Origin of the sequence: Sulfitobacter sp. 1A15258, assembly GCF_043557045.1 — a bacterium.
In the GTDB taxonomy this organism is placed as follows: domain Bacteria; phylum Pseudomonadota; class Alphaproteobacteria; order Rhodobacterales; family Rhodobacteraceae; genus Sulfitobacter; species Sulfitobacter faviae.
On record NZ_JBIFFK010000007.1, the window covers coordinates 159,351 to 173,069 of the forward strand.

General features: G+C 62.9%; 12 protein-coding genes. 8 read left to right on the forward strand and 4 right to left on the reverse strand.

What is annotated here, in order from left to right; all coding sequences use genetic code 11:
• From ACGYK9_RS15095 to ACGYK9_RS15130, 8 genes are all read left to right on the forward strand, one after another.
• Complete coding sequence (locus tag ACGYK9_RS15095) at window positions 1-1,086, forward strand: ABC transporter ATP-binding protein (RefSeq protein WP_394411612.1); 1,086 nt, start codon at window positions 1-3, stop codon at window positions 1,084-1,086.
• Window positions 1,086-2,171 carry an ABC transporter ATP-binding protein gene (locus ACGYK9_RS15100; RefSeq protein ID WP_394411609.1) on the forward strand — a complete coding sequence of 362 codons (1,086 nt, stop codon included), beginning with the start codon at window positions 1,086-1,088 and terminating at the stop codon, window positions 2,169-2,171. The genes ACGYK9_RS15095 and ACGYK9_RS15100 overlap by 1 nt, the downstream gene beginning before the upstream one ends.
• On the forward strand, window positions 2,168-3,040 hold the full coding sequence (locus ACGYK9_RS15105) for a carbohydrate ABC transporter permease (protein WP_067268460.1): 873 nt from the start codon (window positions 2,168-2,170) through the stop codon (window positions 3,038-3,040). The genes ACGYK9_RS15100 and ACGYK9_RS15105 overlap by 4 nt, the downstream gene beginning before the upstream one ends.
• Window positions 3,040-3,927 (forward strand): carbohydrate ABC transporter permease, encoded by an 888-nt coding sequence (locus ACGYK9_RS15110; RefSeq protein ID WP_067268458.1) that lies wholly within the window; start codon window positions 3,040-3,042, stop codon window positions 3,925-3,927. Before ACGYK9_RS15105 ends, ACGYK9_RS15110 begins: the two co-directional genes overlap by 1 nt.
• A 15-nt stretch (window positions 3,928-3,942) precedes the next feature.
• A complete protein-coding gene (locus ACGYK9_RS15115) occupies window positions 3,943-4,215 on the forward strand; it encodes a DUF2160 domain-containing protein (protein ID WP_067268456.1) in 273 nt (90 codons plus the stop codon).
• A 70-nt stretch (window positions 4,216-4,285) separates the two neighbouring features.
• On the forward strand, window positions 4,286-5,998 hold the full coding sequence (locus ACGYK9_RS15120; RefSeq protein WP_394422579.1) for an ABC transporter substrate-binding protein: 1,713 nt from the start codon (window positions 4,286-4,288) through the stop codon (window positions 5,996-5,998).
• A 76-nt stretch (window positions 5,999-6,074) separates the two neighbouring features.
• Window positions 6,075-7,571: a glycerol kinase GlpK gene (gene glpK, locus ACGYK9_RS15125; RefSeq protein WP_394411600.1), complete on the forward strand. Its 1,497-nt coding sequence runs from the start codon at window positions 6,075-6,077 to the stop codon at window positions 7,569-7,571.
• An 8-nt stretch (window positions 7,572-7,579) separates the two neighbouring features.
• Complete coding sequence (locus tag ACGYK9_RS15130) at window positions 7,580-8,707, forward strand: iron-containing alcohol dehydrogenase (RefSeq protein WP_394411868.1); 1,128 nt, start codon at window positions 7,580-7,582, stop codon at window positions 8,705-8,707.
• A 34-nt stretch (window positions 8,708-8,741) separates the two neighbouring features.
• Here ACGYK9_RS15130 and ACGYK9_RS15135 read toward each other — a convergent pair whose 3' ends face one another.
• Genes ACGYK9_RS15135 through ACGYK9_RS15150 form a run of 4 tightly spaced genes read right to left on the reverse strand, consistent with a single transcriptional unit; the run spans window position 8,742 to window position 13,717 of the window.
• Window positions 8,742-10,136, reverse strand: a complete 1,395-nt coding sequence (locus tag ACGYK9_RS15135; RefSeq protein ID WP_394411597.1) for a M20 family metallopeptidase — start codon at window positions 10,134-10,136, stop codon at window positions 8,742-8,744.
• Window positions 10,133-11,722 carry a gamma-glutamyltransferase gene (locus ACGYK9_RS15140; protein WP_394411594.1) on the reverse strand — a complete coding sequence of 530 codons (1,590 nt, stop codon included), beginning with the start codon at window positions 11,720-11,722 and terminating at the stop codon, window positions 10,133-10,135. The genes ACGYK9_RS15135 and ACGYK9_RS15140 overlap by 4 nt, the downstream gene beginning before the upstream one ends.
• Before the next feature lie 4 nt (window positions 11,723-11,726).
• A complete protein-coding gene (locus tag ACGYK9_RS15145) occupies window positions 11,727-12,722 on the reverse strand; it encodes an ABC transporter ATP-binding protein (protein WP_394411591.1) in 996 nt (331 codons plus the stop codon).
• Window positions 12,719-13,717: an ABC transporter ATP-binding protein gene (locus tag ACGYK9_RS15150; protein WP_394411588.1), complete on the reverse strand. Its 999-nt coding sequence runs from the start codon at window positions 13,715-13,717 to the stop codon at window positions 12,719-12,721. Before ACGYK9_RS15150 ends, ACGYK9_RS15145 begins: the two co-directional genes overlap by 4 nt.
• Between the last annotated feature and the right edge of the window lie 2 nt (window positions 13,718-13,719).

A 13,719-nucleotide genomic window follows, 5' to 3' on the forward strand; every position in this document is an offset into this window, starting at 1 on the left:
GTGAGTTTGATCCTGAAGAACGTGTCGAAGACGGTAGGCGGCCAAACGCATATCTACCCGACCGACCTGACCTTGGAAAAAGGCACGATGAACGTGCTTTTGGGGCCTACGTCCTCGGGCAAGACGTCGCTGATGCGGCTGATGGCGGGGCTCGATGTGCCGGGCACCGGGCAGGTGATCTGGAACGGCGAAGACGTGACCGGCATGCGGGTGCAGGACCGCAAGGTCGCCATGGTCTATCAACAGTTCATCAACTACCCCTCGATGACGGTTTACGACAACATCGCCTCTCCGATGAAGCTGGTGGGCAAGTCGAAGGATGAGATCGATCGCGCCGTGCGCGAAACCGCTGAGTTGATGCAGCTCACCCCGATGCTCGACCGCAAACCGCTGGAGCTTTCGGGCGGCCAGCAGCAGCGCTGCGCCTTGGCGCGGGCGCTGGTCAAGAATGCCGGGCTGGTGCTCTTGGATGAGCCGCTGGCCAACCTCGACTACAAGCTGCGCGAAGAACTTCGTGCCGAAATCCCGCGTATCTTTGAACGGGCCGGGTCGATCTTTGTCTATGCCACGACCGAGCCGGAAGAGGCGCTGCTTCTGGGCGGCAATACCGCGACGCTCTGGGAAGGCCGCGTTACGCAATTCGGCCCGACGCCGAGCGTCTACCGCCGGCCCGAGAATGCGACCACGGCGCGGGTGTTCTCTGACCCGCCGATGAACTTCCTCAGCATGACCAAATCGGGCGACACGCTGCGCTTCGACGGGGGTGAGATGGCGGCACCTGCCAGCATGGCCGGCCTGCGCGACGGCGAATATACCGCCGGTTTCCGCCCCAACCACCTCACGCTAAGCGCGCAGGCGCCGGAGGCCATCGGCTTTGACGCGGTACTGAACGTGACCGAGATCACGGGGTCGGAGACCTTTATCCACCTCGATTACCACGGCGCGAAATGGGTCGGTCTGGTGCATGGCATTCAGCATTTGCAGCCCGGCCAGCCGCTGTCGGTCTATCTGGACCCGGCGCATATCTACCTGTTTGACGCGAACGGGGCGCTCGTCTCGGCCGCGCCCTATGCGGAGGCGGCATAATGGCCAAGATCACGCTTGATAACCTCGCCCATTCCTATCTGCCCAATCCCAGCGGTGAGGATGATTTCGCCCTCAAGGAATTGAACCACGACTGGATCGACGGCGAAGCCTATGCGCTTTTGGGCGCCTCGGGCTGTGGCAAATCCACATTGCTCAACATCATCTCGGGGCTTTTGCAGCCTTCGCAGGGGCGCATCCTATTCAATGATGTAGACGTTACCCATGCGCCGACCGCGGAGCGCAACATCGCGCAGGTTTTCCAGTTCCCGGTCGTTTACGACACGATGACCGTGCATGACAATCTGGCCTTCCCGCTGCGCAACCGCGGGGCGGATGCCTCTTATGTCGCGTCCCGCGTCCAACAGATCGCCAAGATGATCGGCATGGAGGATGAGCTGAACCGCAAGGCGCGGGGCCTCACAGCAGATGCCAAGCAGAAGATTTCGCTGGGCCGCGGCATGGTGCGCGAGGACGTGAACGCGCTCTTGTTCGACGAGCCGCTCACGGTGATCGACCCCCATATGAAGTGGGAACTGCGCACGCAGCTCAAATCGCTGCACCACGAATTCGGCCACACGATGATCTATGTCACCCATGACCAGACCGAGGCGCTTACCTTCGCCGATAAGGTGGTGGTGATGTATGATGGCCGCGTCGTGCAGATCGGCACGCCGCAGGAGCTTTTCGAGCGGCCTGCCCATACTTTCGTGGGCTATTTCATTGGCTCGCCGGGGATGAACCTCTTTGACGCGCAGATCGCGGGCAATGCGGCGCAGGTTGCGGGCGCGAGTGTCAATTTGAACAAGACCTACGCCCCCAAGGGACAGAAAACGCAACTGGGCGTCCGGCCTGAGTTCGTTCGGATCAATGGCGAAGGTCTGGGCCTTCCGGCCAAGGTGACCCGTGTCGAGGATGTGGGCCGTCACAAGATCATCCGTCTCGACGTGGCAGGCCAGCAGGTCAGCGCCATCGCCGAGGAGGGCGCGACAGTGCCGAGCGAAAACACCGCGATCAGTTTCGATCCGGCGGGCATCAACGTCTATGACGACGACTGGCGCATCAGCGCAGAGGGAGAGGCCGCATGAACAAGACCGTCAACCAAAAGGCATGGTTCCTTGTCCTGCCGGTGCTGATCCTCGTGGCCTTTTCGGCCGTGATCCCGCTGATGACCGTGGTGAACTACTCGGTACAAGACACCTTTGGCCGGAACGAATTTTTCTGGGCCGGGCTGGAGTGGTTTTCCGACATGCTCGACAGCGACCGGATGTGGGACGCGCTTGGCCGTCAGTTGATCTTCTCGGGCGTCATTCTGGCGATCGAAATTCCGCTTGGCATCTTCGTTGCGCTCAACATGCCGAAAAACGGGTTCTGGGCCAGTTTCTGCCTTGTCCTGATGTCCCTGCCGCTGTTGATCCCGTGGAACGTGGTCGGCACCATTTGGCAGATCTTTGGCCGCGTCGACATCGGCCTTCTGGGCTATACGCTCGACAAGCTGGGCATCACCTATAACTACACCCAAGACATCACCTCGGCGTGGATTACGGTTGTGGTCATGGATGTCTGGCACTGGACCTCTCTGGTGGCGCTCTTGGCCTATGCCGGTCTGCAATCCATTCCGGACGCTTACTATCAAGCGGCCAAGATCGACCAAGCCAGCCGTTGGGCCGTGTTCCGCTACATCGAACTGCCCAAGATGGCGGGCGTGCTGATGATCGCCATTCTGCTGCGCTTCATGGACAGCTTCATGATCTATACAGAGCCGTTCGTCGTGACCGGCGGCGGGCCGGGCAATGCCACGACCTTCCTGTCGATCGACTTGGTGAAAATGGCCATCGGCCAGTTTGACCTCGGCCCCGCAGCGGCGTTCAGCCTGATGTATTTCCTCGTTATCCTGTTGATCTCATGGGTGTTCTACACCGTGATGGTCAACCTCGACAAAAGGGATGGTGTGTGATGACCGACACAACCGTGCAAGCCCCCGGCGCCGCGCCCATTCCGGGTGACGTGACCGCTGCCAAACGCACCCGGCGCAGCCGCTTCCGGCCCAAGGGCTCGGTGGTGGTGATGACGCTCTACTTGCTGTTCCTGATGCTGCCGATCTATTGGCTCATCAACATGAGCCTCAAGACCAATGCCGAAATCCTCGGGTCCTTCTCGCTCTATCCGCGGGACCTGACGCTGGCGAACTATGCCAAGATCCTCACCGATCCGAGCTGGTATATGGGCTATGTGAACAGCCTTATCTATGTGGTAATGAACACGGTGATCTCGCTCGCCGTGGCGCTGCCGGCGGCCTATGCTTTCTCGCGCTACACGTTTCTGGGCGACAAACACCTGTTCTTCTGGCTGCTGACGAACCGCATGTCGCCGCCCGCCGTTTTCGCGCTGCCGTTCTTTCAGCTTTACTCTTCGGTCAACCTCTTTGACACGCATATCGCGGTGGCGCTGGCGCATTGCCTGTTCAACGTGCCGCTCGCGGTTTGGATCCTTGAAGGTTTCATGCGCGGCGTGCCGAAAGAAATCGACGAGACGGCCTACCTCGACGGCTATTCCTTCCCGCGTTTCTTTATCCGCATCTTCACCCCGCTGATCGCCAGCGGCATCGGGGTCGCGGCCTTCTTCTGCTTCATGTTCTCATGGGTGGAACTGCTGCTGTCGCGCACGCTGACCTCGGTCGATGCCAAACCCATCGCGGCCACCATGACGCGCACCGTTTCGGCCTCGGGCCTCGACTGGGGGGTCTTGGCCGCGGCGGGTGTGCTGACCATCGTGCCGGGGGCGCTGGTGATCTATTTCGTCCGCAACTACATCGCCAAGGGCTTTGCCCTCGGGCGGGTATAAGAGAGGAGACCGCCCATGTCTTGGATGGCTTGGACCATGCCCACCGCGATCTTCTTCGGTGTCATCGCGCTGTTACTCGTGACCTTCACGATCCTCGCGATCAAATTCCCTGAGACGCCCCGTGTGGGCATCCTCAGGATTGAGACAACCCGTGGTGACCGTCTGTTCATCACGCTTCTCGGCTCGGCCTTTATCAATTTGATCTGGCTGGGTTTCGAGGCGGGTCCGCAGCCCTATGCGCTGCTGGTCTGCCTTGCCTATGCCGCAGCCGTATTTCGCTGGGTCTAGGCGCTATCACGGCGGACCCTGGGCAACCGGGGCCGCCATACGACACGACCAAATGTCTAGGGAGGACATAATGAAACGATCTGTCATGAAATCGAGTACCGCTTTGGCGGTCACGCTCGGTCTGCTCGCCGGGCCAGCATTCGCGGATATGGAAGCCGCGAAGAAGTTCCTCGACGAGGAAATCGAACGCTCCGCGCTGAGCCGCGAAGAGCAGGAAGCGGAGATGCAATTCTTCATCGACGCGGCCGAGCCCTTCAAAGGCATGGACATCAAGGTGGTCTCTGAAACCATCACCACGCACGAATATGAAGCCAACGTGCTGGCCCCGGCCTTCAGCGCGATCACCGGCATCAACATCACCCACGACCTGATCGGTGAAGGTGACGTGGTTGAAAAGCTGCAAACCCAGATGCAGTCGGGCGAGAACATCTATGACGCCTATGTCAACGACTCGGACCTCATCGGCACCCACTGGCGCTACAAACAGGCGCGCAGCCTGACCGACTGGATGGAGAATGAAGGCAAGGACGTGACCAACCCCGGTCTCGATCTGGACGACTTCATCGGCCTTGATTTCACCACCACCCCGGATGGTGATCTGTACCAACTGCCCGACCAGCAATTTGCAAACCTTTACTGGTTCCGCCACGATTGGTTCACCGATCCTGAGCTGATGGCTGAATTCAAAGAAAAATACGGCTATGAGCTGGGCGTGCCGGTCAACTGGTCTGCCTATGAGGACATTGCTGAATTCTTCACTGGCCGCACGATTGATGGCGTCGAAGTCTATGGCAACATGGACTATGGCAAGAAAGACCCAAGCCTTGGCTGGCGCTACACCGACGCGTGGCTGTCCATGGCGGGTGGCGGCGATGTGGGGGAGCCCAATGGCCTGCCGGTCGATGAATGGGGCATCCGGGTGAACGAGAACTCCCAGCCTGTCGGGTCCTGCATGGCACGCGGCGGCGCCACCAACGATGCAGCGGCGGTCTATGCGATCACCAAAGCGATCGAATGGCTGGAGAAGTACACGCCCCCCGCAGCCGCGGGCATGACCTTTAGCGAAGCAGGCCCGGTGCCCGCGCAGGGGGCCATCGCGCAGCAGATGTTCTGGTACACCACATTCACCGCCGACATGGTCAACGACAGCGCCAAGGCCGTGCTGAACGAAGACGGCACGCCCAAGTGGCGTATGGCCCCCAGCCCGCATGGTGCCTATTGGAAAGAAGGCCAGAAGGTTGGCTATCAGGACGTGGGCAGCTGGACGCTGATGGAAAGCACGCCCGTCGACCGTGCCAAAGCCGCATGGCTCTATGCGCAGTTCGTGACCTCGAAAACCGTGGACGTGGAGAAAGCCCATGCCGGTCTGACCTTCATCCGCGAGTCGACCATCCAGCACGACAGCTTCACCGAGCGCGCGCCGAAACTCGGCGGTCTGGTGGAATTCTACCGTTCGCCCGCGCGCACCGCATGGTCGCCCACTGGGACGAACGTGCCGGATTACCCCAAGCTGGCGCAGCTTTGGTGGCAGAACATCGGCGACGCGATGTCGGGTGCGAAAACACCTCAGGAAGCGCTCGACAGCCTCTGCGCCGAGCAGGAAAAGGTCATGGAACGTCTTGAGCGCGCAGGCGTCCAAGGTGATCTGGGTCCGAAAATGAACGAGGAGCGTGAAGCCTCCTACTGGCTTGAGCAGGAAGGTTCGCCCGTTGCCAAGCTCGACAACGAAGACCCCGAGCCCGAGACCATCAGCTACGAAGAGTTGATCAAGTCCTGGCAGTAAGCCAAACTTTCGGGGGCCGGGACGCAGCAGCGTTCCGGCCCCTTTTTCGTTTCATCCAACATCCGGGGGCCGCGCCATGACCCATATCCTCGCCATTGATCAGGGAACCACCTCCTCGCGGGCGATCATCTTTGACGGCAACATGTCGGTGACGGCCACGGCCCAAGAAGAATTTCCGCAGCATTTCCCCCGCTCCGGCTGGGTCGAACATGATCCGGGCGATCTGTGGTCGACGACCGCTGGCACCTGCCGCGCGGTGATCGAAAAGGCCGGTCTGCGCCCCGATGACATCGCCGCCATCGGCATCACCAACCAGCGCGAGACGACGCTGGTCTGGGACGCAAAGACCGGCAAACCTGTCCACAACGCCATCGTCTGGCAAGACCGCCGCACCGCTGATTTCTGCCGGGCGCTGCGCGAAAGCGGCGACGACAAGATCATCACCGAACGCACCGGCTTGCTGGCCGATCCCTATTTCTCAGGCACCAAGCTGAAATGGATCCTCGACAACGTCGAAGGCGCGCGCGAGCGTGCGCGGGCGGGCGAGCTGCTTTTCGGCACGGTCGACAGCTATCTGATCTGGAAGCTCACCGGCGGCGCGCGCCATGTGACCGATGCGACCAACGCCGCCCGCACCATGCTCTATGACATCCACAAAGGCCGTTGGAGCACGACGATCTGCAAGATGTTCGACGTGCCGCTCGAAATGCTGCCCGAGGTGCAGGACTGCGCCGCCGATTTCGGCACCACGCGGCCCGACCTCTTTGGCCGCGAGATCCCGATCCTCGGTGTCGCGGGCGACCAGCAGGCGGCAACCATCGGGCAGGCCTGTTTCCAGCCCGGCATGATGAAGTCGACCTATGGCACCGGCTGTTTTGCCCTCCTGAACACGGGCGAGACGGCGGTGACCTCGACCAACCGGTTGCTCACCACCATCGCCTACCAACTCGACGGCAAGCCGACCTATGCGCTCGAAGGGTCGATCTTCGTTGCCGGGGCCGTGGTGCAATGGCTGCGCGACGGGCTCAAGATGATCCGCGAGGCGGGCGAGACGCAGGCATTGGCCGAGCAGGCCGATCCGCATCAGAATGTGGTGCTGGTGCCTGCTTTCGTGGGCCTCGGTGCGCCTTACTGGAACGCCGAATGCCGTGGCGCGATCTATGGGCTCACGCGCAACTCTGGCCCTGCGGAACTCGCGCGGGCGGCGCTCGAAAGCGTGGGCTACCAGACCCGTGACCTCTTGGAAGCGATGCAGGCCGATTGGGCCGCCCAAGGCCAGCCGGGCGAGATTGCGACTCTGCGCGTCGATGGCGGGATGAGCGCCAGTGACTGGGCGATGCAGTTCCTCTCGGACGTGATCGGCGCCTCGGTGGACCGCCCCGATGTGCTGGAAACGACAGCGCTTGGGGCCGCGTGGCTCGCCGGGCAGCGGGCGGGCATCTACCCCGATATGGAAGGCTTCGCCCGCGAATGGGCGCTTGATCGGCGGTTTGAAACCCAGATGGACGAGGCCGCGCGCGAAGAGAAATACGGCGCTTGGCAGCGGGCTGTTCAGGCGACGTTGCAGTTCTGATGCAGAGGATTTCCCCTTTCGGTTTCGCCACCGCCGGACGCATCCGTTTTGGCCGTGGCGTCGCGGGTGGAGCGGTCACCGCTGCGCGCGGCTATGGGCGGCAAGTGCTATTGCTGCGCGGCAGTTCGGTCACATGGGTCGATGAACTGGCGCGCGATCTGGCGGCAGCGGGCTGCGAGGTGACCCAGTTTTGCGGCGGCGGTGAGCCATCGGTCGAAGACGTGCGCGCCGCCGTGACGGCGGGGCGCGACGCGGATGTGGTGCTGGGCGTGGGCGGCGGCGCGGTGATCGACCTTGCCAAGGCGGCAGCGGCGCTGATCCCGTCGGAGTGCGACGTGATGGAGCATCTCGAAGTCGTGGGCGCGGGCAAACCCTTGCAGGCCGACCCCCTGCCGATGATCGCGATCCCCACTACCGCAGGCACAGGGGCCGAGGTGACCAAAAACGCCGTCATCGCCGTGCCGGAGGCCGCGCGAAAAGTCAGCCTGCGCGACGACCGTATGCTGCCGCGTCTGGCGTTGGTCGACCCGGCGCTGACCGATGGCGCGCCGCGCGGGGTGACCTTGGGCTCCGGTCTCGACGCGTTGGTGCAGGTGATCGAGCCCTATCTGTCCAGCAAGGCCAACCCGCTGAGCGATGCCCTCTGCCGCGCCGCGATCCCGCAGGGCATCGCCGCGCTTAAACGTCTGGCCGAGGGTGAGGATCCAGCCGCGCGGGATGCGCTGGCCTATGTCAGCCTATCGGGCGGTCTGGCACTGGCCAATGCGGGCCTCGGGGCCGTGCATGGGCTGGCGGGTGTGATCGGCGGGCGTTTCGGCACGCCGCATGGGCTGATCTGCGGGCGTTTGCTCGGTCCCGTTTTGGCCGCGAACAGGGATGCGATTGGGGCCTCGACCCGGTTTTCGGAGGTGCAGATGTGGCTCTCCGACGGGTTCGACCTGCCAGAGGACGGCACGTTCAAAGCGCTCACCGCCATGCTCGACGATTGGGGGCTGGATCGGTTGAACCGTTGGATCCCCGAAGATGCGGATCTGGGCGAGACGGCCCGCGAGGCGGCGGCTTCTTCCTCCATGCGCGCGAATCCTTGCGTGCTTGAGGCGGAAACCCTCGAAGCCTGCATCCGCGCGGCAATTTAGAACGGGCAGGGGCCACGGCCCCCGCCAGGCAGTTTTACGCGGCGCGCGGCGGCGTGTTGCCTTCGCCCAAATCCCAGAACACGCCCGCCATCACCCGCAGCGCATCGCGGCAGACGGGTTTTAGCACATGTTCATTCGGCGCGTGCTGCGAACAGCTGCGGTAGGAATGCGGCACCCAGACGGTGGGCAGGCCCAAGATATCGCTGAAGCTGTCATTGGGCAGCGAGCCCGCGAGGTTGGGCAGGATATGCGGCGCTTTCCCGGCGCTTTTCGTCAGAGAGTCAGCCACGAATTTGACCCAAGGGTGATCCGCATCCAGCCGCGTCGCGCGGAAAAAGCCACGGTCATGCGGTTCGATCCGGACATCCTCGAACCCCTGTTTATCAAGGTGCCGGCGCAGGGCGGGCAGGATGTCTTCGGGATCGGTGCCGACGACATAGCGCAATTGGCAGGTGGCCGTCGCATGGGCCGAGATCGCGTTGACCGGCGCTTCGGGCACGCCGCTTTTCATCGCGAGAATGGCAAAGCTGTTCCAGCCGTAGGCGCGCTCGACCGGGGTTAGGTCTTCTTCGCCCCAGTCGGTGTCGATGGCGGGGCCATCATCGCTTTCGATCGGCAGATCTTTCAACGCCGCGCGGACCGAGGGGGTCAGGCTGTCGGGCCGCCACTCGGGGATCTGGATTTGCCCGCGTTTGTCGGTGATGGTCGATAGGGCCTGCGCTAAGATCATCGCAGGATCGGCAAGCAAGCCACCCCAGTTGCCCGAGTGATGCGCCCCTTCGCGTTTGTCGACGATCAGGTCAAACGACACGCCCCCGCGCGACCCCATGAACATGGTCGGCACTTCGGGTTGCAGCCGCGGCCCGTCGGAGGCGATGAGCACGTCGGCGGTCAGTTCCTCACGGTGTTCGGCAAAGAACTCGGCCAGGCCCGCGCTGCCGGTCTCCTCGCTCATCTCGATCACGATGCGGCAGTTGAAACCCAGCTTGCCGCGGATTTTCAGCACGGCTTCGATGGCGGCGATGTTGATCAGGTGCTGGCCCTTGTTGTCGGCAGTGCCGCGGCCATAAAGCTTGTCGCCCTCTTCGACCAGTTTGAAAGGATGCAGCCCCTCGCGCCACTGGTCGGTCTGGGCGCGGATCACGTCGCCGTGGCCATAGGTCAGCACGGTCGGCAGGTCGTCCCCCTCACGGCGCTCGCCCACCAGAAAGGGGCCGCCGCGCGGGTCGGGATTGTCATGAAAACTACAGGCAAAGCCCATGGCCGTCAGCCGCGGCTCCATCGTCTCGACCAGATAGCGTTTCAGTTCGGGGGCTTGGTCGGGGTTCTGGCTTTCGGTCTCATAAGAGACGAGGTTGGCCAGTTCGGCTTGGAATGTCCCCTCATCGAAATAGGTCGAGATCGCTTCGATCGCTTGATCGCGGGTCATGCTTCAATGTCCTTTGTCATATCTTCGGAAATGGCGTCGCCCCAAGGCGACATGATCTCGGTGCAGCCGGAATTCTGCCCGCCCGCGCGCATCACGCCCGCGGGGCAGGCGAAAGCGTAGGGAAAGATCGTGCGTTTGGTCTCGGCGACCTCATTGTTCTCGCGCAGCCGGTCGAGCACGTCGCGCGGCAGGCTTTCATCGGCGATGAGCTGGTTGGCGTCCGAAGCGTCAATGCGCGGCGAGTGGAAACTGTCTTCGAGCGACATGTCAAAATCGGTGACGAAAGAGGACAGTTGCGCCACCGCGCCCAAAATCTTGCGCCCGCCGGAGGCGCCGAAGGCAAAGCGTTTGTCGCCCTGTTCGCCGATCACCGGGCAGACGTTCATCAGGCAGCGCTTGTTCGGCCCGAGGGAGTTCGGGCGGCCCTGAACCGGGTCGAACCACATGATGCCGTTGTTCATCAAAAACCCGGTCGAGGGCGAGACGACGCGGGAGCCGAAGATCGACAAAAGCGTCTGGGTCTGCGCCACCATATTCCCGTGACGGTCGACGACCGAGAAATGCGTGGTGCAGCCCGGTGCCTCGGGGCTTTCGCCGGTATCGCCCATGGAGCCAAGACGGCGGGCATAGGCGCCTTTGAGCGCCTCGGCCATGGCGGCATAGCTGTCTGGGCCGGGGGCGTTCCCGAGGTCTTCGGTCGCGAGAGAGGCAAAAGTATCGCGGAAGGTTGGCCCGGCGGTCAGCCCCGGAACCACGTGGAAGCGCGCGTCGCGGTAGGCGAAGTCGAGCGGCGCGCTGAATTCGGCGCGGTAGGCTTGCAGGTCGTCGTGGTTGAGGCAGCCGCCCTTCTCCTGCACATCCCGCGCCATCGCGGCCCCGAGGTCTCCATCATAGAGCGCGCGCGCCCCGTGCCGCGCGATCTGGTCAAGGCTGTCGGCCATGCGCGATTGGTCCAGCCGCTTTTCGGCCAGCGCGGTCCAGCCGCTGATCGTCGGCCACTGCCCGTCTTCCAGAAAGAGGTCCGCCGCATCCGCATCCTGCGCAAGGGCGCGCGTGCAAGAGGCGATGACCAACGCGGCATACCAATCCACCAACAGACCCTGTCGGGCATGTTCAACCGCCGGGGCAAGCAGCTCGGCCCAAGGCATTTTGCCGAAACGTTCATGGGCTTGGCCCAGCCCGTCAACCACCCCAGGCACGGCGATGGCAGTGGCGCCTTGGACGTTGCGGTCCCCCTCCACATGCTCCCACGGGAAGAGATCGCCCGCCTTGCCCCGCCCGCTCAGCGGATAATTCGCCGGGTCGAGCGCGCCGGGGCTGCGCATGCCGTGGTTCAGTGCATGGGCTTGGCCTTCTTCGGCGCGCCAGAGCATCATCGCCCCGCCGCCCGCAGGGCCGCTCATCCAAGGTTCCAACACGCCGATGACGAAAGAGGTGGCCACAGCCGCATCCACCGCATCGCCCCCTGCCGCAAGCACCTCGGCCCCCGCGATTGCTGCCAACCGATGCTGGGCGGCGACAACGCCATGTTCGGTTTCGATGACCGTTTTGCGGGTTTGACTGCTGTGCGACAGGTTCGATGACATGGGATTACTCTTGTTCGTACATGGGGGTTTCCGGATCGTGCAGATGGCAGGCGACATGCCCCTGCGGGATCGGGGTGTGACGCGGTGCCTTTTGTTTGCACAGATCCGTCGCGCGCGGGCAGCGCGGATGGAAATGGCAACCCGGCGGCGGCGCGATCGGGTTCGGGTAGGCCATGCCAAGCTGGGTGTCGGGCACACCCAAACCGGGCTCGGGCGTCAGCACGGATTTCAACAGCGCCTTGGTGTAGGGATGACGCGGCGCGTCAAAGAGCCCGGCGACCGAGTTCTGCTCGACGATCTCGCCCAGATACATCACCGCCACGCGGGTCGCGAGGTGTTCGACCACCGCCAAATCATGGCTGATGAAGAGATAGGTAAGGCCAAACTCTTCGCGCAGCTCGCCCAGAAGGTTGAGGATTTGACTCTGCACCGAGACATCCAGCGCCGAGGTCGGCTCGTCGCAGATCACCACCTCGGGCTTCATGATGAGCGCCCGGGCAATGGCCACCCGCTGGCGCTGGCCGCCCGACATCTGGCTGGGGTAGGTGTTGATCACCCGTTGCGGCAGGCCCACAACGTCGAGGATCTCTTTGACCTTTTTCTTGCGGCTCTCCTCATCACCGATGTTGTGCACCCGCAGCGGCAGAGAGATCACGTCATAGATGCTCTTGCGCGGGTTGAGCGAGGAATAGGGGTCTTGAAAGATCGGTTGAATTCGCCGCGCCAGTGCAAGACGGCCCTGATCGGTAATCTCTTCGCCGTCGATTTTGACGTGACCGGCGGTAGGCTGTTCCAGCCCCAAAAGGATCTTGGCGAGGGTGGATTTACCGCAGCCGGATTCACCGACGAGGCCCAGCACTTCGCCTTTGCCCAGTTGCAGCGACACGTCGTTCACCGCCGTGAGCGGTTTGACCTTGCCGAACATGCCCTGTTTCACCCGGTAGGTCTTGCTGACGCCGGAAAGCTCCAGCACCGGGGGTGTGTTCACGCTGTCCTTCATACGGTCAGCTCCTTCTCGGAATGGCGTTTGCCATCGGGGAAAATGCAGCGGAAGGCGTGGTTGCCGTCTTCGCGTTTGGGGATGTCGCCACGGCATTCGGCCACCGCATGGGGGCAACGGGTACGGAAGACGCAGCCCTCAACCTCGCCCACCAGCGAGGGCACGATGCCCGGGATCGTGCCCAGTTTCGCGCCGCGGTCGGTCTTGCCCGGGAGCGGGATGCAGCGCAGCAGTCCGCGGGTGTAGGGATGCGAGGGCGCGTTAAAGATATCGCCCACCGGGCCAGTTTCGACCAGCTCGCCCGCATACATCACCGCGACCTTGTCAGCCACGCGGGCCACAACGCCGAGGTCATGGGTGATCAGGATCACGGCCATGTTCATCTCGCGCCCCAGATCGTGGAGCAGCCGCAGGATCTGCGCCTGAATGGTCACGTCGAGCGCCGTGGTCGGCTCATCCGCGATGATCAGTTCCGGCTCGCACATCAGGGCCATGGCGATCATCACGCGTTGGCGCAACCCGCCCGACAGCTGGTGCGGATATTGCGACAGACGGCTCTCGGCGGCGGTGATGCCGACTTTCTCCAAGAGTTCAATCGCCCGGTTCCGTGCCTGCTGGCGGCTGACCTTGCGGTGCAAAAGCAGCGCCTCGGCCAGTTGATCGCCGATCGTGTAGGCCGGGTTGAGCGAGGTCATCGGCTCTTGGAAGATCATCGACATCCGCGCCCCGCGCAGCTTGCGCATCTGGCCTTGGCTCGCGGTGGTCAGCTCGGTCCCGTCAAAGGTCATCCGATCCGCGCGGCGTTTGATGGATTTGCCCAAGAGCCCCATCAGCGCCAGCGAGGTGAGCGATTTGCCCGAGCCGCTTTCGCCGACGATGCACAGGGTCTCGCCACGGTTGAGGTCGAAGTCGATCCCGCGCACCGCATGCAAGGTGCCGCCGCCCGTGGGAATGTCGAGCCGCAGGTTGCGGACGCTCAGAAGTGGTTCTGTCATGG

Coding starts and splice junctions, on each gene's coding strand:
- ACGYK9_RS15135 (WP_394411597.1), bottom strand. CDS start 10,136: ATGACCCGCGATCAAGCGATCGAAGCGATCTCGACCTATTTCGATGAG.
- ACGYK9_RS15150 (WP_394411588.1), bottom strand. CDS start 13,717: ATGACAGAACCACTTCTGAGCGTCCGCAACCTGCGGCTCGACATTCCC.
- ACGYK9_RS15110 (WP_067268458.1), top strand. CDS start 3,040: ATGACCGACACAACCGTGCAAGCCCCCGGCGCCGCGCCCATTCCGGGT.
- ACGYK9_RS15105 (WP_067268460.1), top strand. CDS start 2,168: ATGAACAAGACCGTCAACCAAAAGGCATGGTTCCTTGTCCTGCCGGTG.
- ACGYK9_RS15145 (WP_394411591.1), bottom strand. CDS start 12,722: ATGAAGGACAGCGTGAACACACCCCCGGTGCTGGAGCTTTCCGGCGTC.
- ACGYK9_RS15115 (WP_067268456.1), top strand. CDS start 3,943: ATGTCTTGGATGGCTTGGACCATGCCCACCGCGATCTTCTTCGGTGTC.
- ACGYK9_RS15120 (WP_394422579.1), top strand. CDS start 4,286: ATGAAACGATCTGTCATGAAATCGAGTACCGCTTTGGCGGTCACGCTC.
- glpK (WP_394411600.1), top strand. CDS start 6,075: ATGACCCATATCCTCGCCATTGATCAGGGAACCACCTCCTCGCGGGCG.
- ACGYK9_RS15100 (WP_394411609.1), top strand. CDS start 1,086: ATGGCCAAGATCACGCTTGATAACCTCGCCCATTCCTATCTGCCCAAT.
- ACGYK9_RS15140 (WP_394411594.1), bottom strand. CDS start 11,722: ATGTCATCGAACCTGTCGCACAGCAGTCAAACCCGCAAAACGGTCATC.